Raw genomic sequence first — 23,012 nt, forward strand, 5'->3', positions numbered from 1 at the left:
GTCAGTGGACTCCGCGCCCGGTGAGCGCGCGGTAGCTGCGGTTCCACAGCCACTCGACCGGCCCGCGGTCGAAGCGGCGCAGCCAGATGTGGGCGAACACCAGCATGAGCGCGCAGACCAGCACATAGATCCCGGTGGTGAACGGCACCCGCGCATTGGCGGACACCAGGCTCGCCAGCCCGAGACCCCAGCCGTAACAGAGGAATCCCGACACCAGGTTCTGAACGATGTAGCAGCTCAACGCCATTCGGCCCACCTCGGCGAAGCGGCGCGCGACGAAGCCGGGGTCCGGTCGGTGCGCGTAGCCCTCCGCGACCAGGGCCAGGATGCCGAGCGAGACCAGCGGCGCGGTGCCGTAGCGGGCCAGCAGGATCAGGTCGCCGCCGGCCAGGCCCAGGATCAGATCGATCGGTGCGGCGACCACGAACCCGATCACCATGAGGCGCTTCCGGATTCGCGCACCTTCGGGCCGGAACACCCCGGCCCGGAACAGTCGCGCGCCCATCAGGAACAGCGCGATCGACATCGGGAAGATGAAGACCGGCTCCAGCCGGAACAGCAGCACGTGATCCCAGCGGAATGCCACCAGATCCCAGAACGACCCGTCCGCATACGGATTCGGGTCCAGCGGCCGGTGCCCGCCGCCCCCGCCCCCTGGGCCCAGCACGATCGCCACGGCGATCAGCGACAGCATGGTGAGGTGGATGCCCGCCGCCACGATCAGCCAGCGCCGTTGTGCCTTCGGGCTCGTCGCCAGGATGAACGCCACCACCAGCCCGGTGACCGCGTACCCCATCAGCACGTCGAACTCGGCGACGAAGAAGAAGTTGACCAGCCCGTCGAGCAGCAGCAGCCCGGCCCGCACCGGATATCCGCCCGGCCAGGACCGGCCACCGCGCACCGCCGATCGCTGCTGGATAGCCAGCCCGATGCCGAACATGATGGTCAGCAGTCCGAGGAACTTTCCCTGCGCGAGTTGTTGCAGCAACCGCTCGGTCCACAACCAGGCTCCGTGCGGTTCGTCACTGCGCGCGACATAGCCGAGCAGCCCTTCGGCATTGGTGAAGATCCAGATATTGGTGCCCAGCGTCCCCAGGATGGCGATGCCGCGCAGCACGTCCAGTGCCGCCAGCCGACCCGAACGCGGCTGCGCGGAAACGGGATTCGACTCCTCGGCCGGGGTGGGCGCCAGCGCCGGGCGCGGGGCGGAAGCCGATTCGACCATGCCGGTCATTGTGCCGTCGTCGCAGTTCGGCGCGGATCGCCCCGGAGAACGACCCCGACTACGACCAGCGAATGACCCCAACCCGGACAGTCCACCCGCGTCCGGGCATGCCTTTCGCCTAGGCTCGATCGCATGCAGCGCATCATCGGAATCGAGGTCGAGTACGGCATTTCGACGCCTACCGAGCCGTCGGCCAACCCGATTCTCACGTCCACCCAGGCGGTGCTCGCCTACGCCGCGGCCGAGGGCGTGCCGCGCGCCAAGCGCACACGCTGGGACTATGAGGTGGAATCGCCGTTGCGCGACGCGCGCGGTTTCGATCTCGGCCGGCTCAACGGGCCCGCGCCGGTGATCGACGCCGACGAGGTCGGCGCGGCCAATATGATCCTCACCAACGGAGCCCGCCTCTACGTCGACCACGCCCATCCGGAGTACTCCGCCCCCGAGGTCACCGACCCGCTGGACGCGGTCATCTGGGACAAGGCCGGTGAGCGCGTCATGGAGGCCGCCGCCCGCTACGCCTCCAGCGTCCCCGGCGCCCCGCGCATGCAGCTGTACAAGAACAATGTCGACGGCAAGGGCGCCTCCTACGGCACCCACGAGAACTACCTCATGAGCCGCGAGACCCCGTTCAACCAGATCATCCTGGGCCTGACCCCGTTCTTCGCGTCCCGTCAGGTGATCTGCGGCTCCGGCCGGGTCGGTATCGGCCAGTCCGGTGACCAGCCCGGTTTCCAGCTGTCGCAGCGCGCGGACTACATCGAGGTCGAGGTCGGCCTGGAGACCACCCTCAAGCGCGGCATCATCAACACCCGCGACGAACCGCACGCCGACGCCGACAAGTACCGCCGCCTGCACGTCATCATCGGCGACGCCAACCTCGCCGAATGGTCCACCTACCTCAAGGTCGGCACCACCGCCCTGGTGCTGGACCTGATCGAGGCCGGCGAGGACCTCTCGGATCTGCAGCTGGCCCGCCCGGTCACCGCCGTGCACACCATCAGCCACGACCCGACTCTGCGTGCCACCGTTGCGCTTTCGGACGGCCGCGAACTGACCGGCCTTGCGCTGCAACGCATCTACCTCGACCGGGTCGAGAAGTTCATGGACCGGACCGGAAACGACGACGAGCGCACCAAGGACGTCATCGAGAAGTGGGCACACGTGCTGGACCTGCTCGAGCGTGACCCCCTCGAAACCGCAGACCTGCTCGACTGGACCGCCAAACTGCGCCTGCTCGAGGGCATGCGCAACCGTGAGGGCCTGTCCTGGGCCGCCCCCAAGCTGCACCTGGTCGACCTGCAGTACTCGGATGTGCGCCTGGACAAGGGCCTCTTCAACCGCCTGGTGGCCCGTGGCTCCATGCAGCGCCTGGTGACCGAGCAGGAGGTCACCGACGCCATGACCAACCCGCCCACCGACACCCGCGCCTACTTCCGCGGCGAGTGCCTGCGCCGTTTCGGCGCGGATATCGCGGCCGCGAGCTGGGATTCGGTCATCTTCGACCTGGGCGGCGACTCCCTGGTTCGCATCCCGACCCTGGAGCCCCGCCGCGGCACCAAGTCCCACGTGGGCAAACTCCTGGACGGCGTGCACACCGCCTCCGAACTGGTCCAGCAGCTGACCCACTAGGCCATGCGAAAGGGGTACGGGGAGCTGAACCCCGTGCCCCTTTTTCGTGTCCGCGACATGGCGGCGGGGAGATCGCGGCAACAGCACAATGACGCTTAATCCGGCATGTTGTCCCCGCTGGTGGGTAGTGTTGGGGGACGAGCATCGGATCTTCTCCGGTGCTCGCCGATGATCACAGAGGAGGTCGGCTGCTATGGCACAAGAGCAGACCAAGCGCGCCGGTGGCGGCGACGAGGACGAGGGCCCGATCGGCGACGGTGGGGCGGGACAGGAGCGTCGCGAGAAGCTGGCGGAGGAAACCGACGACCTGCTCGACGAGATCGACGACGTGCTCGAGGAGAACGCGGAGGACTTCGTCCGCGCATACGTGCAGAAGGGCGGCCAGTGACCCAAGGTGACCCCCTGCGGCTCCAGTTGGGGTTCGCCCAATCCTCTTTCTCCGAGTACCTGCGTTTGCACGCTCCGGAACTGTTGCCCGGCAACGGAATCCGACTCGACGGTACGCACCCCAATCCGGGCGTGCCGTCGGACATAGCGCCACACGGCACCACCATCGTCGCGGTCAGCTACCGCGGCGGTGTGCTGATCGCGGGCGATCGCCGCGCCACCCAGGGCAACCTGCTGGCCAGCCGTGACATCGAGAAGGTGTACATCACCGACACCTACTCCGCGGCCGGCATCGCCGGCACCGCGGGTATGGCGATCGAGATGATCCGCCTGTTCGCGGTGGAACTCGAGTACTACGAGAAGATCGAGGGCGTGCCCCTCACCTTCGACGGCAAGTCCAACAAGCTGTCGAAAATGGTGCGCGACAACCTCCCCGCGGCCCTGCAGGGTCTCGCGGTGGTGCCGTTGCTGGTCGGCTTCGACCCGGACGCGCAGGACCCGGACAAGTCCGGGCGCATCGTGTCCTACGACGTGGTCGGCGGCCGCAGCGAAGAGCGCTTCGGGTACACCGCGGTGGGGTCGGGTTCACTGTTCGCCAAGTCGTCGCTGAAGAAGACCTACGCGCGTGGGATCGATCAGGACCGGGCGTTGCGGATCGCGATCGAATCGCTCTTCGACGCCGCTGACGACGACACCGCCACCGGCGGGCCCGACACGATGCGGAACATCTACCCGACCGCGATCGTCATCGACGCCGAGGGCTCCGAGGAAGTGACCGAGGAGCGCCTGAAGGAAATCACGCGGGCGATGGTGGAGGAGCGGGCCGCACTGGCGGCAGAGGGGATCGGCGAAGCATGACACTGCCGTATTACGCGTCGGCCGAACAGATCATGCGCGACAAGACCGAACTTGCGCGCAAGGGCATCGCACGGGGCCGCAGTGTCGTGGTGCTGGTGTACGACAAGGGCGTGGTGTTCGTGGCCGAGAACCCCTCGGCCACGCTCCACAAGATCAGTGAACTCTACGACCGGGTCGGGTTCGCCGCGGTCGGCAAGTACAACGAGTTCGAGGCGCTGCGCCGCGGGGGCATCCTGCAGGCGGATCTGCGCGGCTACCAGTTCGACCGCCGCGATGTCACCGGCCGCTTCCTGGCCAACCTCTACGCGCAGAGCCTCGGCACCATCTTCACCGACCAGCTCAAGCCCTACGAGGTGGAGATCTGCGTCGCGGAGGTGGGTTATCCGGAGCAGTCCTCGAACTCGGTGCTCTACCGCATCAACTTCGACGGATCCATCGTCGACGAGCGCGAATTCGTGGTGATGGGCGGCAACACCGACCCGATCACCACCGCCCTCAAGGCTTCGTACCAGCCCGGCATGGATCTGCATTCGGCCATCTCCACGGCGGTGGCCGCGCTGCAGAAGGCCGTCCCCGAGGGCGACAAGGACAAGCAGCGCACCCTGGGTTCCGCCTCGCTCGAGGTGGCAACCCTGGAGCAGTCCCGGTCGCGGCGGGCGTTTCGCCGCATCCAGGGCGCCGCGCTGCAGGAGTTGGTGACCGGCAAGGCGCCGACCGCGAAAGCGGCGGCCGAGGCCGAGAAGCCGTCGAGCGGGGACCCGTCGTAGGGCCCGCGCCGGCGTAGGCAAATCCCGCTATTCGGGATAAGGCTCCTTTGCACTCTCAATAGCAGAGTGCAAAGGAGCCTTGCTTTTTCGCAGGGTAGAGCGCGTGCCACGTTGCATCCCGTGCTAAATCGTTGTGAATACGTTTGCATCAGCTGTCCGACAAGCCCGTTACCGGCGACAACTCCGCTGTAATGTCGATAGGGTGCAGCGACGAATCATGGGGATCGAGACCGAATTCGGGGTGACGTGCACGTTCCACGGTCACCGTCGGTTGAGTCCTGACGAGGTGGCCCGGTATCTGTTTCGCCGGGTAGTTTCCTGGGGCCGTAGCTCGAACGTGTTCCTTCGTAATGGTGCCCGGCTCTACCTCGATGTCGGTTCCCATCCGGAGTACGCCACGGCCGAATGTGACAGCCTGGTGCAGTTGGTCACCCACGACCGCGCCGGCGAGCGGGTTCTGGAGGATCTGCTCATAGACGCCGAGCAGCGGCTCGCGGAGGAGGGTATCGGCGGCGATATCTACCTGTTCAAGAACAACACCGACTCGGCGGGCAACTCCTACGGCTGCCACGAGAACTTCCTCGTGGTCCGCGCCGGCGAGTTCTCCCGGATCTCGGATGTGCTGCTGCCGTTCCTGGTCACCCGCCAGCTGATCTGCGGCGCGGGCAAGGTGCTCCAGACGCCGAAGGCGGCCACCTTCTGCCTGTCGCAGCGGGCCGAGCACATCTGGGAGGGCGTCTCCTCGGCGACCACCCGTTCCCGGCCGATCATCAACACCCGCGACGAGCCGCACGCCGATGCCGAGAAGTACCGGCGCCTGCACGTGATCGTGGGCGACTCGAACATGGCCGAGACCACCACCATGCTCAAGGTGGGCACGGCCTCGCTGGTGCTTGAGATGATCGAGGCGGGTGTCGCGTTCCGAGACTTCGCTCTGGACAATCCGATTCGCGCCATCCGCGAGGTGTCGCACGATCTGACCGGCCGTCGCCCGGTGCGGCTGGCCGGTGGCCGGCAGGCCTCGGCGCTCGACATCCAGCGTGAGTACTACGCCCGCGCCGTCGAGCACCTGCGCAACCGCGACCGCGACCCGCAGGTCGACGCCGTGGTGGATCTCTGGGGCCGCACCCTGGATGCCGTCGAGGCGCAGGACTTCGCCAAGGTGGACACCGAGATCGACTGGATCATCAAGCGCAAACTGTTCCAGCGCTACCAGGACCGCTACAACATGGAGCTGTCCGATCCCAAGATCGCGCAGCTGGATCTGGCCTACCACGACATCAAGCGCGGCCGCGGCGTCTTCGACCTGCTCGCCCGCAAGGGTCTGGCCAAGCGGATCACCGAGGACGAGGCGGTCGACGCGGCGGTGACCACGCCGCCGCAGACCACCCGCGCCAAACTGCGCGGCGATTTCATCACCGCCGCTCAGGAGGCGGGCCGCGACTTCACCGTCGACTGGGTCCACCTCAAGCTCAACGATCAGGCCCAGCGCACGGTGCTCTGCAAGGACCCGTTCCGCTCGGTCGACGAGCGCGTGGATCGCCTCATCGCCTCGATGTGAGCTGTTTTACCTGATCACGGGCCGCGAACACCCGGATTCTCCGATTTCGGAGGACGCCCGAGGGTTCGCGGCCCGTCTCGTTCCGGACCGAGTGGAGCGGGGGAGTGGAGCGAGGGAAGAACGAGACCTTCACGGCTCCGCCTCCCCGCGCCTGCCCGCGAACACCGCCGGAGCGCGGCGGAGGCAAATCGAACACAGTCCATTACTCTCTATCGGGTGGCGATATCCAAGGTCGAGCGGTTGATGAATCTGGTTATCGCGCTGCTGTCCACCCGGCAGTTCCTGACCGCGGAGCGCATCCGGGAGTCGGTCGCCGGGTATGAGGAGTCCGCGAGCGACGAGGCGTTCAGCCGGATGTTCGAGCGCGACAAGAACGAGCTGCGCGATCTGGGAATACCCCTGGAAATCGGTCCGGTGAGCCGGTATTCGGGTGTCGAGGGCTATCGCATCAACCGGGATGCGTACGAGCTGCCCGATATCGATCTGACCAGCGAGGAGTCCGCCGCGGTCGCGGTGGCGGTGCAGCTGTGGGAGTCCCCGGAGCTGGCCGCGGCCGCCGAGGGCGGTCTGCTCAAGCTGCGCGCGGCCGGTATTCACGTGGAGCCCGATGCCGGGGTGTCGGCGGTGCCCGCGGTCCCGGCCCGCACCCGCGGCTCGGAACCGGTGCTCGGCAAACTGCTCGCGGCCATCGACGCCGGACGGGCGGTGACGTTCAAACACCGGCAGTCCCACGGGGATCCGGTGGAACGGGACGTGCAGCCCTGGGGTGTGGTCACCCACCACGGCCGCTGGTATCTGGTCGCGCACGACAATGTCCGCGACGCACAGCGCGTGTTCCGTATCTCCCGTATCGACGAGGACGTCACCGAGTACGGTCCGGCCAATGCCGTGCACAAGCCCGAGGACCTGGACCTGCGGGCGGTGGTCGCCGAGGTCACCGCGCAGACCCCGATCAGTGGCTCGGCCACGGTGTGGGTGGCCGAGGGCCGCGGGCAGGAGATCCGCAGACTCGGGCCGGTCATGGAGGACCGCGCGCTCGGCGGACGTCCCGGCTCGATCGTGGAGGTGCCCATCCGATCCCGGGACTGGCTGGCCCGGCTCATCACCGGACTCGGCGCGGATGCCCTGGTGCTCGCCCCGGGAGACCTGCGCGAGAATGTGATCGCGCGCCTGAAGTCGGTGCTGGAGCGGACGGAGGTGTCGGCATGAGCGAGGCTGCGTCGCGGAAACGCCGGGGAGACAATGTGATCGACGCCACCGGCGCGCGCCGGGGCGGAACCGGTGACGGCGCACGGGCTTCCGATGGTGCGAAGGACCGGCGGGGGAGCGCGGCGGCCAGCACCAGCCGGCTGTCGACCCGGCTGGCCCGGCTGCTCAACATGATTCCGTATTTCCAGGCCAATCCGGGCATCAGCGCGGCGGAGGCGGCGGCCGAGCTCGGCGTGTCCTCCAAGCAGCTGATGACCGATCTCAACCAGCTGTGGATGTGCGGCCTACCCGGGTACGGTCCGGGCGATCTCATCGACCTGTCCTTCTCCGAGGAGAGCATCGAGGTCACCTTCTCCGCGGGCATCGACCGCCCGCTGCGGCTCACCTCCCTGGAGGCGACCGCGCTGCTGGTGGCGCTGCGCTCCATCGCGGACCTGCCCGGCATGGTGGACCCGAGCGCGGCGCACGCCGCCATCGCGAAGATCGAATCCGCCATCACCGGACGTGAATTCGCCGGACCGCCGCTCCCCGTGCCGGTCGAGGCCCCCGCTGTGGCGACCGTCCGGTCCGCGCTGGAGCGGGATCACGCGCTGTGCCTGGTCTATTACTCGGCGAGCCGCGACGTGGTCTCCGAGCGCATCGTGGACCCGATCCGAATCGTGCTGGTGGACAACAACAGCTACCTGCAGGCGTGGTGCCGGCAGGCCGAGGGCGTGCGCCTGTTCCGGCTCGACCGCATCGAGAAGGCCACTGAGCTCGACGAGCCGGCCCGCCCGCCCGCCGAGGCGGCCGCGGACGAGACCGCCGCCCTGGACCTGTTCGTCGACGATCCCGCGGTCCCGCTGGCGCGCTTGCTGATTCGCCCCGACTACGCCTGGGTGCTCGAGCAGTACCCGATGCATCGGGTCACCGCCCACCCGGACGGCAGCGTCGAGGCCACCATGCGCTTCGCCACCCTGGACTGGATGGCGCGCCTGCTGCTCGGCTTCGGCGCCGGCGTCACCGTGCTCGGCCCGGCCGAACTGGTGACCGCGGTGCGCGAGCGGTCCAGCTCGGCACTGGCCGCCTACGCTGGGCTCGAGGGGGTCGGTCCCGCTTGAGTTTCCGTGTGACGGTGCTGGGGGCGGGCAGCATCGGCTGCTACGTCGGCGGCCGGCTCGCCGCGGCGGGGGCCGAGGTCACCTTCGTCGGACGGCCGCGCGTGGTGGAGGAACTGCGCACCTTCGGGCTGCGGCTCACCGATCTGGACGGCAATGACGCGCGGGTCGAAGGGGACGCCTTCCGTGCGGTCACCGAGCCCGCCGGTGACACCGATCTGGTGCTGATCACCGTGAAGTCCGCGGCCACGGCGACCGCCGCCGCCGAACTGGCCGACCTGGTGCGGCCCGGCACGGTGGTGATCAGCCTGCAGAACGGCATCGGCAACGACGCGGTCATCCGCGAGCTCCTGCCCACCTGCGTGGTGCTGGCCGGGATGGTCATGTTCAATGTCGTCCATCACGGCCAGGGCCGCTTCCACCGCGGCACCGCGGGCACGGTCGACGTCGCCGACGACCCGATGCTCGACCGGTTCGGCCCGGTCTTCGCCAAGTCCGGTCTGGGCTTCGAACGGTATACCGATCTGCTGCCCATCCAGTGGGCGAAGCTGCTGCTCAACCTGAACAACCCCATCAACGCGCTGTCGGGTCGCCCGCTGCGCGAAGAGCTCGGCACCCGCGACTACCGCCGCTGTCTGGCCCTGGCCCAGCGGGAGGCGCTGGACGTCATGGCGGCGGCCCGCATCCGCCCGGCCCGGCTCACGCCGCTGCCGCCGGAGATCATGGCCCGGCTGCTGACCGTGCCCGATGGCATCTTCCGCCGGGTTGCCGGGAAGGTACTGGCAGTCGATCCGGTGGCCCGCTCGTCCATGGCCGACGACCTGGCTGCCGGGCGCAGAACCGAAATCCCTTGGCTGTGCGGTGAAATCGTGAGCCTCGGGACCATGGTAGGAATACCCACGCCGGTGAACCAGAAGCTGATCGAACTCGTGTCAGCTGCGGAGAACGGCGACCGGCGCACCTGGTCGGGCCCGGAATTGCTGGAACAGCTCACCGACGCCGCGCGTGACGGCGCGGCGAACAAGGGTTGACAACAAGCTTCGCGATGTGCGGGTCCGGTAGCATCGGACTCACCAGAGTCTTTGGAGGTAATGGAATGACAGGCGCCATCAGCCCGTGGCACTTGCTGATCGTCGTGCTGATCTTCTTGCTGTTCTTCGGTTCGAAGCGCATGCCCGACGCGGCCCGTAGCCTGGGTCGCTCGATGCGCATCTTCAAGACCGAGGTCAGCCAGATGCAGAACGAGGGCAAGACGGGCGAGGCCGCTCCCGAGGCCCAGGCCCAGCCGGTGCAGCCGCCGGCCCAGCTGCCGCCCGCTCAGCCGGTGCAGCCCACGCCGCAGCCGAACGACCAGCAGAAGGCCTGAGACCACGACCATCCGGGATGAGCGCCGCTCATCCCGGATGGGGTGTTGTCCGGGTCCGGTTTCTCCGGATCTTCAGGGGCGTGCAGTCGCGCCCGCGTCTTCTTTGGCCGCAAGGCGGAGGCAGTCACACACACATGCGCATCCCGTTCGATCCCCGGCGCAGCAAGCGCCGCACGAACCCCGACGGCACCATGTCCTTGGTGGAGCACCTCTCGGAGCTCCGCAGGCGCTTGCTCATCGCGCTGGCGTGGGTCGCGATCGGCACCCTGTTCGGGTTCTTCTGGTACTCGCATTCGATCTTCGGGATCGAGAGTCTCGGTGAGATCCTGCGCGGCCCCTACTGTGATCTGCCCGCTTCCTCGCGGGCCAATCTGAGCGCCGACGGCGCCTGCCGATTGCTGGCGACCGCGCCCTTCGAGCAGTTCACACTGCGCCTGAAGGTCGGCACCACCGCGGGTGTGGTGGTGGCCAGCCCGTTCTGGCTGTATCAGCTGTGGGCATTCATCACGCCCGGGCTGTACGCCAAGGAACGCAAGTACGCGGTCTCGTTCGTGGCGGCGGGCGCGGCGCTGTTCGTCACCGGTGCGGTGCTGGCGTACTGGGTGGTCGCCCACGCGCTCAGCTTCCTGATGACCATCGGCAGCAATGTGCAGATCACCGCGCTGAGCGGTGCGCAGTACTTCAGCTTCATCATCAAGCTGCTGGTGATCTTCGGTGTCAGCTTCGAAACCCCTTTGCTCATCGTGGGTTTGAACTTCCTCGGGGTGCTGACCTATCAGCGGCTCACCAAGTGGCGGCGCGGACTGATCTTCGGCCTGTTCGTGTTCGCGGCCATCGTGACCCCGCAGGACCCGATCTCCATGCTGTCGCTGGCACTCGCGCTGACGCTGCTGTTCGAGATCGCGGTGCAGTTCGCGCGCCTCAACGACAAGCGCCGGGCCCGCAATGCGGAGGCCTGGGACAAGCTGGCCGACGACGAGGCGTCTCCGCTGGATACGGCGCCCGGCGGCGTCGACGCCCCGACTCCGGTGCCGACCGCGGAACCGGTGTCCACGACACCGCTCGAGAAAACAACGCGAGGCGTGTCGGATTACTCCGATACTCTCTGAAAAGTGACATCAAGGTCGCTTACTGGCGAACTGGCGGCATTCGCCGCCGAACTGAAATTCGAGCTCGATCCGTTCCAGCGGCAGTCGTGTGAGGCGCTCGAGGGCGGGCACAGTGTGCTCGTCTGCGCGCCCACCGGCGCCGGCAAAACCGTGGTCGGCGAGTTCGCGGTGCACCTGGCGCTGGCCGCGGGCGGGAAGTGTTTCTACACCACGCCCATCAAGGCGCTCTCGAACCAGAAGTTCGCCGATCTCACCGAACGTTATGGTCGTGACGAGGTCGGCTTGCTGACCGGCGACCAGTCCATCAACCCCGACGCCTCGGTGGTGGTGATGACCACCGAGGTGCTGCGCAACATGCTGTACGCGAGTTCCGATGCGCTGCGCGGGCTTTCGTATGTCGTCATGGACGAGGTGCACTACCTGGCCGACCGCTTCCGCGGCGCGGTGTGGGAGGAGGTCATCCTGCACCTCCCGCCGGAGGTGCGCCTGGTCAGCCTGTCCGCGACGGTCTCCAATGCCGAGGAGTTCGGCGCGTGGATGGAGACCGTGCGCGGCGACACCGCGGTGATCGTGGACGAGACCCGGCCGGTGCCGCTGTGGCAGCACGTCATGGTCGGCAGGCGCATGTTCGACCTGTTCGACCCCAAGTCCAGCGACGCCAAGGTGATCGTGGACGGGGACCTGCAGCGCTATATCAAGCACCGCGAAGCCGTTGACCGGATGGACAATTGGGCGGTGCCCGGGCGCGGTCGTGGCGGGCCGCGGCGCTCGTTCCGGCCCATGCCGCGGCCGGAGGTGATCGCCCGGCTCGACGACGAGGGGCTGCTGCCCGCGATCACGTTCATTTTCAGCCGCGCCGGATGCGATGGGGCACTGGCACAGTGCGTGCGCTCGCGGCTGGATCTCTCGCCTGAGGACGATCGCGAGGAGATCGACGCCATCATCGAGAAGCACACCGGTGATCTGCCGCGCAGTGACCTCGAGGTGCTCGGGTACTGGGAGTGGCGCGAGGCGCTGCACCGTGGTTTCGCCGCGCACCACGCGGGCATGCTGCCCGCCTTCCGGCACACGGTCGAGGAACTGTTCGTGCGCGGGCTGGTACGTGCCGTGTTCGCCACGGAGACGCTGGCTCTCGGCATCAATATGCCGGCGCGGACCGTGGTGCTCGAGCGGCTGGTGAAGTTCAACGGTGAGAGCCACGCCGAGCTGACGCCGGGGGAGTACACGCAGCTCACCGGTCGGGCCGGGCGGCGCGGCATCGATGTCGAGGGCCACGCGGTGGTGCTGTGGCAACCGGAGGTGGACACCAGCGCGGTGGCGGGTCTGGCATCGACGCGGACCTATCCGCTGCGGTCGTCGTTCCGGCCGGGCTACAACATGTCGATCAATCTGGTCGATCGCATGGGCGCGGTGGAGTCGCGGGCGCTGCTGGAGCGGTCCTTCGCCCAGTTCCAGGCCGACCGGTCGGTCGTGGGCCTGGTGCGGGGCATCGAACGCAACGAGGCCCAGCTACGCAAGCTGCGCTCGCAGCTCGGCGACGAGAGCTTCTTCGAATACATCCAGCTGCGCGAGCGCATCCGGGACCGGGAACGGCACCTGGAACGACAGGGCCGCACCGACCGGCGGCAGGCCGCGGTGGCCGCGCTCACCGCACTGCGGCGCGGGGACGTGGTGGCGATTCCGTCCGGACGCCGCCAGGGTCTGGCCGTGATCCTGGAACCCGATGCGACACCGGGTGATCCACGTCCGCTGGTGCTCACCGAAGACAAATGGGCGGGCCGGGTCTCGGCCGCGGACTTCCCGACCCCGGCCGAATCGCTGGGCCGGCTGCGGCTGCCCAAGCATGTCGACCATCACACCGCGCGGGTGCGCCGTGACCTGGCCTCCGCGCTGCGCAGCACCGGCATCACCGCGCCGCGGCGCGGGCGGCACGGCGGCGGCAAGTCCAAGGCCGCCGACGACCGTGAGCTGCAGACCCTGCGGCGGGCGTTGCGCAATCATCCGGCGCACTCGCGGCCGGATCGGGAACAGCTGGCGCGTATCGGCGAACGCTACAACCGGGTCGAACGCGAGACCGAGCACCTGCGCCAGCAGGTGGCGGCCACCACCAACTCCCTGGCGCGCACCTTCGACCGCATCCTCGGGCTGCTCGAGGAGCGCGGCTACGTCGAGCACGGCGAGGTCACCCAGGACGGCCGCCGCCTGGCCCGCATCTACGCCGAGGCGGATCTGGTTGTGGCGGAAAGCCTTCGGCAGGGACTGTGGCGCGGGCTCGGCCCGGCCGAGCTGGCCGCGGTGGTGTCCATCCTGGTTTACGAATCCCGGCAGGAGGGCGGCTACCTGGGCGCTTCGGGCCCGACCGCGCCGATTCGCCGGGCCGTGGACGCCACCATCGGGGTGTGGTCGCAGCTGCGCGCCGACGAGTCCCGGCACCGGGTGCAGCCCACCCGGGAACCCGACCTCGGTTTCGTCACGGGCGTCTACACCTGGGCCCGCGGCGACGACCTCGCCGATGCGCTGCTCGCCAGTGGCGATCGCGGAAACCCGCTCTCCGCGGGCGATTTCGTGCGCTGGTGCCGCCAGGTCATCGATCTGCTGGACCAGATTCACAACACCGCCGACGATGTCGAGGTGGCGGCCACCGCGAGCAAGGCGGTGCGGGCCATCCGCCGGGGTGTCGTAGCCGTGGACGCGGCGTAGTAGATACGACTGTGCTTTGATTCTTGGATGTACCGACCGCAGCGGGAACACGAGCGTGGTCCCGCTCGGGGGGCTAGCGTGAGTACAACGGATTGCTATTGGAGGCAAGCAGATGAGCGGCCCGTACGGACCGAATGACGCCCCTGGTCAGGGGGGAGGCAACGATCCGACGCAGCAGTGGGGCGGTCAGCAGCCCGCGCCCGGCGCCGGACCGACTCAGCAGTGGGGTGGCCAGCAGCCCGCGCAGCCGACCGCGCAGTGGGGCGACCCGTCGCAACAGCAGCAGCCGGCCCAGCAGTGGGGGCAGAGCCAGCCGCAGCAACCCGTGCAGCAGCCGTGGGGGCAGTCGCAGCCACAGCAGCCGGTGCAGCAGCCGTGGGGGCAGAGTCAGCCGCAGTGGCAGCAGCCACAGGGCGACCAGCAGTGGGGGCAGTCGCAGCCGCAGTGGCCGCAGCAGGGTCAGCCCGGTCAGCAGGACTGGAACCAGCAGGCCGGCCAGCAGTGGCCACAGCCGCAGCAGCCGCCCGCCGGAAAGAAGAAGACCGGTCTGATCATTGGGATCGTGGTCGCCGTCGTGGTGGTGCTGGCCGCGGCCGGCGGCGGTCTGGCCTGGCTGCTGAGCAAGGACCAGCTGGACAACAAGGCCGTGCAGTCCGGGGTACAGAAGGTACTCAAGGACTCCTACGGCATCGACGACGTCCAGGATGTGAGCTGCCCGTCGGGTCAGAAGGTCGAGGTCGACAAGACCTTCGACTGCACCCTCAAGGTGGGTGGCGAGAGCAAGAAGGTGACCATCAAGATCACCAAGGATGACGGCACCTACGAGGTCGGCCGCCCCAGCTGATTCTTTCGGGCGGGGGACTGGGCAATTGTGTTGGGCCCGGGCGTGATCGGACGATCGCGGCCGGGCCCTCGCGTTTGCCAGGGGTTGGCCAATCCTCGATGACGAGTAAGCGGGTCGAAATCTTCTGGTTGATGGTGATCGGGGGCGAGATGAATTCGACTGTTCGTATCGCGGGCTGGACCGCGACCGTGGTGGCAGTGGCGCGCGCCGGGCTGGCGTCCGTGCCGTTCGCGGGCGCTGAGGCAGCGGGTCCGGTGGTCAACGACTGCATTACCAATAAAGCCGATGTGCAGCCTGCCGGCATGGTGCTGGCGTGTGGCGACGGCGGGCTCAGCGTCCGCGACATCACCTGGAGCAGTTGGGGTCCCGACACCGCCGAGGGCGACGGCATCGAGTACCGGCGCGCATGCCAGCCGAGCTGCGCCGCCGGGAAGACCGCCACCGGCACCACCCACATCACCCTGCGCAATCTGCAGGGCGGCTACTTCACCGAGGCCGCCATCACCGATCTCGACGGCAGGCCCGAGACCTGTCCCGTGGGCCCGCTGCCGCATTGATCAGCGCTTGGCCATGGCGGTGATGAGCCGCTTGACCGGGTTCTCGGCGTTGTAGGCGGTGGCCAGTTCCGCGAGGCGATCCGGGTCCGCCGGCGTGACGGGCAACAGGTCCGGGCCCGAGTGAGCGACGTCGGCATCCCTGACGACCCGGACGACGGGGGCCGCGGCCTTCAGATAGTCGTCGGCGGCAACGAGTTTCGCGCGCACACCCTTGGCGAGATCGGAGTCCGGGTCGGCGGCCGCGGCGCGCAGGGCCTCCACCGAGCCGAAACGGGAGATGAGCTGGGCGGCGGACTTGTCGCCGATGCCCGCGACGCCGGGCAGGCCGTCGGAGGCGTCACCGCGCAGGGTGGCCATATCGGCGTAGGCGGGGCCCGCATTCTCTTCCGGCACACCGTATTTGGCGGAAACCTCGGCGGGTCCCCAGAGCTCCGCCTTGGCCAGTCCGCGGCCGACGTAGAAGACGCGCACCGGGGGTGTCGGGGTGTCGCGGACCAGCTGCAGCAGGTCCCGGTCGCCGCTGACGACGATCACCTCGTCGGTGCCTTCCCGGGTGGCCAGGGTGCCGATCACATCATCGGCCTCCAGGCCCTCGGCCCCGGCGGTCGCGATGCCGGTGGCCTCGAGTACCTCCATGATCATGTCGACCTGCGGGGTGAGGGTATCCGGCACTTCCTCGGCCACGACCCCGTCGACCGGCTCGCGGGCATCCTCGGCCACCCGATGAGCCTTGTACGACGGCAGCAGGTCCACCCGGAACTGCGGCCGCCAATCCAGGTCCAGGCAGACCACCAACCGGCTCGGCGCATGCTGCTTGACCAGCGCGGCGACCATGTCGGTGAACCCGCGCAACGCATTGACCGGCCGCCCGTCGGGTGCGGTGATCTTCTCCGGGATCGCATAGAACGCCCGGAACCACAGACTGGCCCCATCGAGCAGCAGCAGCGGACCGGCGGCAGGGGTGCTCATAGCGCTCGACCCTACCGGGACCGGCCGACAGGTCCGCGCAGCGCGGCGAAGGAGTCGGGCGCAGTGGGAATTCGTGTGCCCCGACGGCCGGGCGATTGCTCATCGGACTCGGCGTGGCGGCGTGCTGGTGCGGCCGAAAGACCATGCCATTCCCGGGAGGGTCGAAACGTACTGGGCCGCAGCGGGGTCGGGGTGCCGTCCGGTGGTGGCACAGAGTGCCGGGGGTGCGAAGTTCGGCGGTGGCTGGAGGGTGGCGGGGTCGGGGAGTAGCGTCGGTGGGCATGAGCGCTCATGACGAGTCACGGTTCGCGGCGGAGATCTACGGGTCACGGATGGAGCGGGCGGCCGAGTTGGCGCGCAACGCTCATCTCGACGCGTTGCTCATTACACCGGGTCCTGACCTGCGGTTCCTCATGGGGTCGCGGGCGCAGTCCTTCGAGCGGCTGACCTGTCTGGTGATCCCGGCCAGCGGGGAGACGCCCTCGGTGGTGATCCCGAAGCTGGAGCTGGCCTCGCTGAAGGGATCGGCGGCCGGTGAGCTGGGGTTGCAGATCGTGGACTGGGTGGACGGGGTGGACCCGTACCGCATTGTTCGGAACGTGCTCAATGCCGGTGCGCGGGTGGCGGTCACCGATGTCATGCCCGCCCTGCACCTGCTGCCCATCGCCGATCAGTTTGGCTCGCTGCCGGTTTCGGCCACCCCGCTGCTCCGGCAGCTGCGAATGGTCAAGGACACCAGCGAGATCGAGGCCCTGCGCCGGGCCGGCGCGGCCATCGATCGGGTGCACTCCCGCATGGCGGAGTTCCTGCGTCCCGGCCGCACCGAGGCCGAGGTGGGCGCGGATATCGCGGCCGCCATTGTCGAGGAGGGCCACACCGAGGCCGACTTCGTCATCGTGGGCAGCGGTCCGCACGGCGCGGACCCGCACCACCTGGTGTCGGACCGGGTGATCGAGCCCGGCGACGTGGTGGTGATCGATATCGGCGGTCCGGTCGAGCCCGGCTACTTCTCCGATTCCACCCGCACCTACGTGCTGGGCGAGCCGAGCGAGGAGGTGGCCGCGCAGTTCGCCGAACTGGAACGCGCTCAGGCCGCCGCGGTGGCCGCCGTACGCCCGGGTGTCACCGCCGAATCCATCGATGCCGCCGCCCGCGATGTGCTGGCCGCGGCCGATCTGGCCGACTACTTCGTGCACCGCACCGGACACGGCATCGGACTGTCGGTGCACGAGGAGCCTTACATCGTGGCCGGCAACGACCTGGTCCTCGCTCCGGGCATGGCCTTCAGCATCGAGCCGGGCATCTACTTCCCGGGCGTCTGGGGCGCGCGCATCGAGGACATCGTGATCGTCACCGAGGACGGCTGCGAGTCGATGAACCACCGCCCCCACGGCCTGACTCGCCTATAGCACCGGCCGCCTTCGGCCTCCACACGTACGACGGCCCGGGCCCGCCCCGGATCTCTGGTGCGCACTCGCGAGATTGGACGGGCCGTGTGCCGCAAAGCAATCGGTCGCACCCGAACCCGGATCGCCGGGATCGGCGTCAGTGCCCGGCGGCGTCGCCCTTGAAGACGCTGCTGGCCATCACGCGCTGCACATCGATGGCGATCACGACGCGGGTCGGGTTCTCCCGCGGCTGCCGGTAGCGCCCGGCGTAACGCTCGACCGCGTCGGCCACCGAATCCGGGTCGTCGAGCACGGTGGCGGGACCCTCGAGGGTGATCCAGCGCGGGCCGTCGACCTGGCTCACCGCCGCGTAGCCCGAGCGCCGCACATTGTTGACCTTGACCGACCCGTCATTGGTGATGATGCGCGCGATACCGGACTCGGGATCCCAGGTGAACCCGACCGCGACCACATGCGGGGTGCCGTTGGCGCGCAGCGTGGAGAGGGTGGCGAGGTGGCGTTCGGTGACGAAGTCGGCGGCGGCGGGCGACAGTTCGGGGCGTGCGGCGGTGGTGGTCATGATCCGACGCTAGCAATCCGGACTCGGACGCACCGGACAGTGGTGCCCGGGTGGCAAACTGTGGGCCATGGGTTTCGGATCGCGGGACGTCGACAAGGGCGTCGTGCTGGTGCTCGGCGGGCGCAGTGAGATCGGGCTGGAGGTGGCGCGACGGCTGTCGCCCGGCCGGGTCGTGATTCTTGCGGCGCGCCGCAGTGACCAGCTACAGGAACAGACGAAGGAATTGCTGATCGCCGAGGCGGCGGCGGTGCACTGCGTCGAGTTCGACGCCGACGACATGGCGTCGCACCAGCCGCTGCTGGAGAAGATCATCGCCGAGCACGGACGCATCGGCGTGGCGGTGGTGGCGTTCGGGATTCTCGGGGATCAGGCTCGGGCCGAGGAGGATCCGGCGCACGCGGTCGAGATCGTGCTGACCGATTTCGTCGCCCAGGTCAGCGTGCTCACCAGTCTGGCGAATCTGCTGCGCGAGCAGGGCGACGGTCAGATCGTGGTGTTCAGCTCCATCGCAGGTGTGCGGGTGCGGCGCGGGAACTACGTCTACGGCTCGGCCAAGACCGGCCTGGACGGATTCGCGACCGGGATGCAGATGGCGTTGCACGGCAGCGGAGTTCACCTGCTCATGGTGCGATCCGGATTCGTCATCGGGCGCATGACGGCCGGGATGGAGCCCGCGCCGCTGTCGAGCACACCCGATCAGGTGGCCGACGCGGTGGTGGCGGGGCTGTATCGGCGGGGGCGGGAGGTGGCGGTGCCGCGGCGGATTCGGCTGCTGTTCGTGGCCATGCGCTATGTGCCGTATTCGGTGTGGCGCCGGATGCCGCGATGACCGGAACCTCGCGCCCTCTGGTGCCGATTCCGGTGATCGGGATCGGCGCTGACGGCTGGGACGGTCTGGGCGGCGCGGCGCGGCGCGAGATCGCCGCGTGCGAGGTATTGCTCGGCTCCGCACGGCAATTGGTGCTGATCCCCGCGGACGCGGCGAGAGCAGAACGAGTGCCGTGGCCCTCGCCGCTGGTGCCCGCGCTGCCGCGGCTGCTGGAACGGTACGCGGGGCGGCGGCTCGGTGTGCTGGCCAGCGGCGACCCCATGTTCTTCGGTATCGGCGTGACCTTGACGAAACTGCTTGGGGCGCAGGCCCTGCGGGTGCTGCCCCAGCCGTCGTCGGCGTCGCTGGCGTGCGCGCGGCTGGGCTGGGCGCTCAACGAGACACCGGTGGTGAGCGCGGTCGGGCGGCGCGTGGAGACGGTGCTCCCGGAATTGTCCGGCGGGCGCCGGGTCTTGGTGTTGAGCTCCGACCAGCACACTCCGGCACAGCTCGCGGAGCTGCTGGCGCGCAATGGCTTCGGCAGGTCGGCGCTCACGGTGCTGGAACAGCTCGGCGGGCCGGACGAGCGGATCGTGCACGGCACCGCCGCGCAGTGGGACCACCCGGCCGGGGATGCGCTGAACATCGTGGCCATCGACGGTGTCTCCGATCGGGTGTCGCCGCGCCTGACGCGGATGCCGGGCCTGCCCGACGAGGTGTACAGCGGCGACGGTCAGCTCACCAAGGCCGAGGTGCGGGTGCTGACGCTCGCGGCGCTGGCGCCCGCACCGGGCGAGCTGCTGTGGGATGTCGGGGGCGGTTCGGGCACCATCGCCATCGAGTGGTGCCGTACGAACCCGGCGTGCCGCGCGGTCGCGTTCGAGCGAATGGAGAACCGCCGCAAGCAGATTGCGGCCAATGCCACGGTCCTGGGCGTTCCGGGTGTGGAGGTGCGCGGCGCGGCCCCGGAGTCGTTCGCGCAGCTGCCTGCGCCGGACGCACTGTTCATCGGCGGTGGCCTGACCCAGGACGGCATGTTCGACGCCTGCTGGGAGCGGCTGCGCCCGGGCGGCCGGCTGGTCGCGAGTGCGGTGACCGCCGAATCCGATGCGCTGCTGCTGCACCTGGCCGAGCGGCACGGCGGTGCCCTGCGCCGCTTCCAGGTCTATCGGGCCGAGCCGCTGGGCGGCTTCACCGCCTGGCGGCCACAGCTGCCGGTGACCCAGTGGTCGGCCGTGAAACCCGTTGCGGCAGAGGGCTAATCGATCGGGGGCAGGGCGAGCGGGCCGGGCTCGAACACGGTCACCAGCACGGTGAGGTTGCCGTAGGGCGCGTTCCCGTTGGCGAGGCGGTGCGCGGCCCGGGCGAGGGCGGTGCGCCACCCGTACTTGGCCTCGATCTCGGTCTGCACCCGGGGCACGAAGGTACCCGCGGTGACGAGGCGGGCGGTGCCCTGGAGCTGGCGGGAACCGAGTTTGGGATGGCCGCGCCAGTCGCCGGGCTGCACCAGCACCCGGCCGTCCTCGGCGAGTTGCTCGGCCTCGGTGGAGTACGACGAGGTCCGGAAGGCGAGACCGTTGTCGCCGATGGGGACCACGAGCCGTGGCACGGTGATCAGCTGGCGCGGACCCGCTGTCCGGGTCACCAGTACCGTTTTCGCCTGCTGCCAGACGGCGGCCGGGCCGGAGATTTCGCCGCGCACCGGTATCGGGGCGGGTGCCGCCGCCGCGGGGTGGGCGAACTGGGTGCGCGCGGCCGCCGGGTCGATCATCATGTCGGTCATCGCCTTCGATCCTTCCGTGCCGAATTCCACTGCCGAATTCCACTGCCGGGCTCGGTGTCGGGCGCGGAGCGAGGCGGTGCGGCGGCGCCACACAGCGTTTGCCATATATTCGCTCATTGGGCGGCGACCATCTCACCGTGAGTCGGTCCGGCACTGCGGCGCAAAAGCGACACACGGGGCAACCCATTGAGTTTCATCACATGGCACTCGTGGGCCACCCTGCCCCAATACTTCTCGACCACGTCGAGCCCGTCCCCTTCGATAGTCCAGGCCTTCCGCGGATCTGGCAAGGACGCTGGTCAGGCGTGTTGAATCATGTAGCGGGGAGGTCGCTCGTGGCGGAAGATCCGCGGCAGTAGGGCCGGGGTGGTCGCTGCGAAGCCCCTGAGTCACCGGGCCTGCGAAGGTACGCGTCAGGGGAGCGAGCGCCTCCCAGCGGCGCACCGCCTACCCGACCGTCAGCGGTGACGGGAAGGGCAAGGGCAGGAACCGGACCGGTCTGTCCGCAGCGGCGTCGTAGGGAAGCGTGGGCACGAGGGCATGACCGAATCCCAGTTCGGCCAGCAGGACCGCCGTATTCCAGCCGGCGGCACCGGCATCGGCCGGGGTGATCCCGAGGCGGGTGAGCGCGGCGTCGAGAGGAACGCGGGACACGGCCGTGCGCGCCGCCTGCGCGCGCGGCGCCAGGTGTGTTTACTGGCGTCATGCCACTGTTCGCTCGAATGGTTTCCGCCGGTGCGCAATTCGCGAACCGCCGTGGCGTCTATGCCGGGCGTCGATCCACGAAGGTCCATGTCCGCGTCTATCGGTGGTCGCGGGGGAGGCTGGGCGGGCACCTGCCCGGTCGCCGTGGCGCGCGGATCCTGCTGGTCGATCATGTCGGGGCGAAGAGCGGCGTGCGGCGTACGTCGCCGGTGATCTACGTGAAGGCCGGGGACGCGGTGGCGATCGCGGCGTCCAAGGCCGGCCAGCCCGTTCATCCGGCCTGGCTCCACAATCTGAAGGCCAATCCGGACACCGTGATTCAGATCGGCGGCCAGGTGCTGCCGGTGCGGGCTCGGGTGGCCGATCCGGGCGAACGGGACCGGCTGTGGCCGGAGTTCGTTGCGGCGGTGCCGGATTTCGCGTTCTATCAGCGGCAGGCAGGACAGCGGGTGATACCGGTCGTCCTTCTCGAACCCAGGTGACGCCGGCGCGACCCGGCAGGTGTGGAACATGATTGGTCGGCCGGCTGGGGCCAGGTTTGGCCTAGGCTGCTCCGGGTGAGTGCCGCCGCGTCGCGAACGATTGCCTTGCCGCACTGCCGGGTGAGCTACGCCGAGTACGGCGCGGGAGATGGAATACCGGTCCTGTACTGCCACGGCGTACCCGGAACACATTTGGAGGGTGAGGCTTTCGACGCGGCCGGGATAGCGGCGGGGATTCGCGTCGTCGCGGTCGACCGGCCCGGAATGGCGGAATCGTCGCTGCCCGCGGGGGATCGGGTGGCGGACTGGGTCGGCACGGTGGCCGCGCTGGCGGATCGGCTGGGGCTGGGGCGGTTCGGGGTCGTCGGGGTGAGCGGCGGCGGGCCGTTCGCGCTGGCCGTCGCGGCCGGGCTGCCCGGCCGGGTGACGGGCGTGGCGCTCATTTCCGCGCCCGCGCCGTTCGGTGAACAGGCCGAAGCCGCGGACCTCGATCCGGCGGCGCGCCGGCGTCGGCGCGGGCTGAACGTCCTGCGGCGGGCCCCCTTTCTGGTGCATCCGATGGCGATGGAGATGTCGCTGGTGATCCGCCGGCGGAAGGGGGTCGCGGGATTGGTCGCGCAGATGGCGGACGTGGATCGCGAGCGGATCGAGGGTGATCCCGAACTGGCCGGCAAGCTGGAGGCCAATCTGCGGCGCAGTTTCGAGCAGGGCAGCCGAGGCTTCGCGACCGACATTCGCCTGGTCTTCACCCGCGAATGGGGATTCCGGCTGTCCGACGTGACCGTGCCGGTGCAGGTGTGGCACGGCGAGGCCGACGGCAATGTCCCCGCCGCCGATGCCCGGCGGCTCGCCGCGGCGCTCCCGGACGCGCGGCTGCACCTCGTGCCCGGCGCGGGCCACCTGCTGTTCGTCGACCGCCCGGCCGACATCCTCGGCTCCCTCGAAATCGGCAGGGCGCCGTAACCCGGCGGGCGTCGGGCAGCGG

General features: G+C 69.1%; 23 protein-coding genes. 18 read left to right on the plus strand and 5 right to left on the minus strand.

Annotated features, from left to right (window positions below; all coding sequences use genetic code 11):
* Nucleotide 1 precedes the first annotated feature (1 nt).
* Complete coding sequence (locus tag ACIRRA_RS26455) at nucleotides 2-1,225, minus strand: DUF418 domain-containing protein (RefSeq protein ID WP_402773202.1); 1,224 nt, start codon at nucleotides 1,223-1,225, stop codon at nucleotides 2-4.
* Between the two features lie 132 nt (nucleotides 1,226-1,357).
* Between ACIRRA_RS26455 and dop the strand changes: the two genes are divergently transcribed.
* The 13 genes from dop to ACIRRA_RS26520 all read left to right on the plus strand — a co-directional run bounded on the left by dop (nucleotide 1,358) and on the right by ACIRRA_RS26520 (nucleotide 15,312).
* Complete coding sequence (dop, locus tag ACIRRA_RS26460; RefSeq protein ID WP_356996635.1) at nucleotides 1,358-2,857, plus strand: depupylase/deamidase Dop; 1,500 nt, start codon at nucleotides 1,358-1,360, stop codon at nucleotides 2,855-2,857.
* A gap of 193 nt (nucleotides 2,858-3,050) precedes the next feature.
* Nucleotides 3,051-3,245 (plus strand): ubiquitin-like protein Pup, encoded by a 195-nt coding sequence (locus ACIRRA_RS26465; RefSeq protein ID WP_040857423.1) that lies wholly within the window; start codon nucleotides 3,051-3,053, stop codon nucleotides 3,243-3,245.
* Entirely contained in the window at nucleotides 3,242-4,102 is an 861-nt protein-coding gene (gene prcB / locus ACIRRA_RS26470; protein ID WP_402773207.1) for a proteasome subunit beta, read from the plus strand. The genes ACIRRA_RS26465 and prcB overlap by 4 nt, the downstream gene beginning before the upstream one ends.
* The gene (gene prcA, locus ACIRRA_RS26475) at nucleotides 4,099-4,869 is read left to right on the plus strand and encodes a proteasome subunit alpha (protein ID WP_402773209.1); all 771 of its coding nucleotides are present in this window, start codon (nucleotides 4,099-4,101) and stop codon (nucleotides 4,867-4,869) included. The genes prcB and prcA overlap by 4 nt, the downstream gene beginning before the upstream one ends.
* A gap of 202 nt (nucleotides 4,870-5,071) precedes the next feature.
* The gene (gene pafA, locus ACIRRA_RS26480) at nucleotides 5,072-6,430 is read left to right on the plus strand and encodes a Pup--protein ligase (protein ID WP_354832174.1); all 1,359 of its coding nucleotides are present in this window, start codon (nucleotides 5,072-5,074) and stop codon (nucleotides 6,428-6,430) included.
* 216 nt (nucleotides 6,431-6,646) lie between these two features.
* Nucleotides 6,647-7,639 (plus strand): helix-turn-helix transcriptional regulator, encoded by a 993-nt coding sequence (locus ACIRRA_RS26485; protein ID WP_402773212.1) that lies wholly within the window; start codon nucleotides 6,647-6,649, stop codon nucleotides 7,637-7,639.
* The gene (locus ACIRRA_RS26490) at nucleotides 7,636-8,739 is read left to right on the plus strand and encodes a helix-turn-helix transcriptional regulator (protein ID WP_402773215.1); all 1,104 of its coding nucleotides are present in this window, start codon (nucleotides 7,636-7,638) and stop codon (nucleotides 8,737-8,739) included. The genes ACIRRA_RS26485 and ACIRRA_RS26490 overlap by 4 nt, the downstream gene beginning before the upstream one ends.
* Nucleotides 8,736-9,767 (plus strand): 2-dehydropantoate 2-reductase, encoded by a 1,032-nt coding sequence (locus ACIRRA_RS26495; protein ID WP_402773218.1) that lies wholly within the window; start codon nucleotides 8,736-8,738, stop codon nucleotides 9,765-9,767. The genes ACIRRA_RS26490 and ACIRRA_RS26495 overlap by 4 nt, the downstream gene beginning before the upstream one ends.
* Nucleotides 9,768-9,832: 65 nt before the next feature.
* A complete protein-coding gene (tatA, locus tag ACIRRA_RS26500; RefSeq protein WP_354832182.1) occupies nucleotides 9,833-10,102 on the plus strand; it encodes a Sec-independent protein translocase subunit TatA in 270 nt (89 codons plus the stop codon).
* A 134-nt stretch (nucleotides 10,103-10,236) separates the two neighbouring features.
* Complete coding sequence (gene tatC / locus ACIRRA_RS26505) at nucleotides 10,237-11,211, plus strand: twin-arginine translocase subunit TatC (RefSeq protein ID WP_402773220.1); 975 nt, start codon at nucleotides 10,237-10,239, stop codon at nucleotides 11,209-11,211.
* A 3-nt stretch (nucleotides 11,212-11,214) separates the two neighbouring features.
* Entirely contained in the window at nucleotides 11,215-13,911 is a 2,697-nt protein-coding gene (locus ACIRRA_RS26510; RefSeq protein WP_402773223.1) for a DEAD/DEAH box helicase, read from the plus strand.
* A 112-nt stretch (nucleotides 13,912-14,023) separates the two neighbouring features.
* Complete coding sequence (locus ACIRRA_RS26515) at nucleotides 14,024-14,755, plus strand: DUF4333 domain-containing protein (RefSeq protein WP_402773225.1); 732 nt, start codon at nucleotides 14,024-14,026, stop codon at nucleotides 14,753-14,755.
* A gap of 98 nt (nucleotides 14,756-14,853) precedes the next feature.
* Nucleotides 14,854-15,312, plus strand: coding sequence for a hypothetical protein (locus ACIRRA_RS26520; protein ID WP_402773227.1), 459 nt, complete (start codon nucleotides 14,854-14,856; stop codon nucleotides 15,310-15,312).
* On the opposite strand, the gene ACIRRA_RS26525 is transcribed toward ACIRRA_RS26520, so the two are convergent.
* A complete protein-coding gene (locus ACIRRA_RS26525) occupies nucleotides 15,313-16,281 on the minus strand; it encodes a 5'-3' exonuclease H3TH domain-containing protein (RefSeq protein ID WP_402773230.1) in 969 nt (322 codons plus the stop codon). It abuts the gene before it with no gap.
* Between the two features lie 281 nt (nucleotides 16,282-16,562).
* Between ACIRRA_RS26525 and ACIRRA_RS26530 the strand changes: the two genes are divergently transcribed.
* On the plus strand, nucleotides 16,563-17,690 hold the full coding sequence (locus tag ACIRRA_RS26530) for a M24 family metallopeptidase (RefSeq protein ID WP_402773233.1): 1,128 nt from the start codon (nucleotides 16,563-16,565) through the stop codon (nucleotides 17,688-17,690).
* Between the two features lie 136 nt (nucleotides 17,691-17,826).
* Here the strand turns inward: ACIRRA_RS26530 and ACIRRA_RS26535 are convergent, their stop codons facing one another.
* Nucleotides 17,827-18,249, minus strand: a complete 423-nt coding sequence (locus tag ACIRRA_RS26535) for a PPOX class F420-dependent oxidoreductase (RefSeq protein WP_356996657.1) — start codon at nucleotides 18,247-18,249, stop codon at nucleotides 17,827-17,829.
* Nucleotides 18,250-18,316: 67 nt separating this feature from the next.
* Here ACIRRA_RS26535 and ACIRRA_RS26540 point away from each other — a divergent pair, with 67 nt between their 5' ends.
* Nucleotides 18,317-19,078: an SDR family NAD(P)-dependent oxidoreductase gene (locus ACIRRA_RS26540; protein ID WP_402773236.1), complete on the plus strand. Its 762-nt coding sequence runs from the start codon at nucleotides 18,317-18,319 to the stop codon at nucleotides 19,076-19,078.
* Entirely contained in the window at nucleotides 19,075-20,319 is a 1,245-nt protein-coding gene (gene cbiE / locus ACIRRA_RS26545) for a precorrin-6y C5,15-methyltransferase (decarboxylating) subunit CbiE (protein ID WP_402773239.1), read from the plus strand. Before ACIRRA_RS26540 ends, cbiE begins: the two co-directional genes overlap by 4 nt.
* On the opposite strand, the gene ACIRRA_RS26550 is transcribed toward cbiE, so the two are convergent.
* Together ACIRRA_RS26550 and ACIRRA_RS26555 are read right to left on the minus strand one after the other, a co-directional pair.
* Nucleotides 20,316-20,840 (minus strand): hypothetical protein, encoded by a 525-nt coding sequence (locus tag ACIRRA_RS26550; protein ID WP_402773243.1) that lies wholly within the window; start codon nucleotides 20,838-20,840, stop codon nucleotides 20,316-20,318. The genes cbiE and ACIRRA_RS26550 overlap by 4 nt on opposite strands.
* 447 nt (nucleotides 20,841-21,287) lie before the next feature.
* Entirely contained in the window at nucleotides 21,288-21,494 is a 207-nt protein-coding gene (locus tag ACIRRA_RS26555) for a hypothetical protein (protein WP_402773245.1), read from the minus strand.
* 68 nt (nucleotides 21,495-21,562) lie between these two features.
* Here ACIRRA_RS26555 and ACIRRA_RS26560 point away from each other — a divergent pair, with 68 nt between their 5' ends.
* Entirely contained in the window at nucleotides 21,563-22,027 is a 465-nt protein-coding gene (locus ACIRRA_RS26560) for a nitroreductase/quinone reductase family protein (protein ID WP_402773248.1), read from the plus strand.
* A 75-nt stretch (nucleotides 22,028-22,102) separates the two neighbouring features.
* The gene (locus ACIRRA_RS26565; RefSeq protein WP_402773251.1) at nucleotides 22,103-22,990 is read left to right on the plus strand and encodes an alpha/beta fold hydrolase; all 888 of its coding nucleotides are present in this window, start codon (nucleotides 22,103-22,105) and stop codon (nucleotides 22,988-22,990) included.
* Nucleotides 22,991-23,012: the final 22 nt, after the last annotated feature.

Origin of the sequence: Nocardia sp. NPDC101769 (assembly GCF_044766925.1) — a bacterium.
GTDB lineage: Bacteria > Actinomycetota > Actinomycetes > Mycobacteriales > Mycobacteriaceae > Nocardia.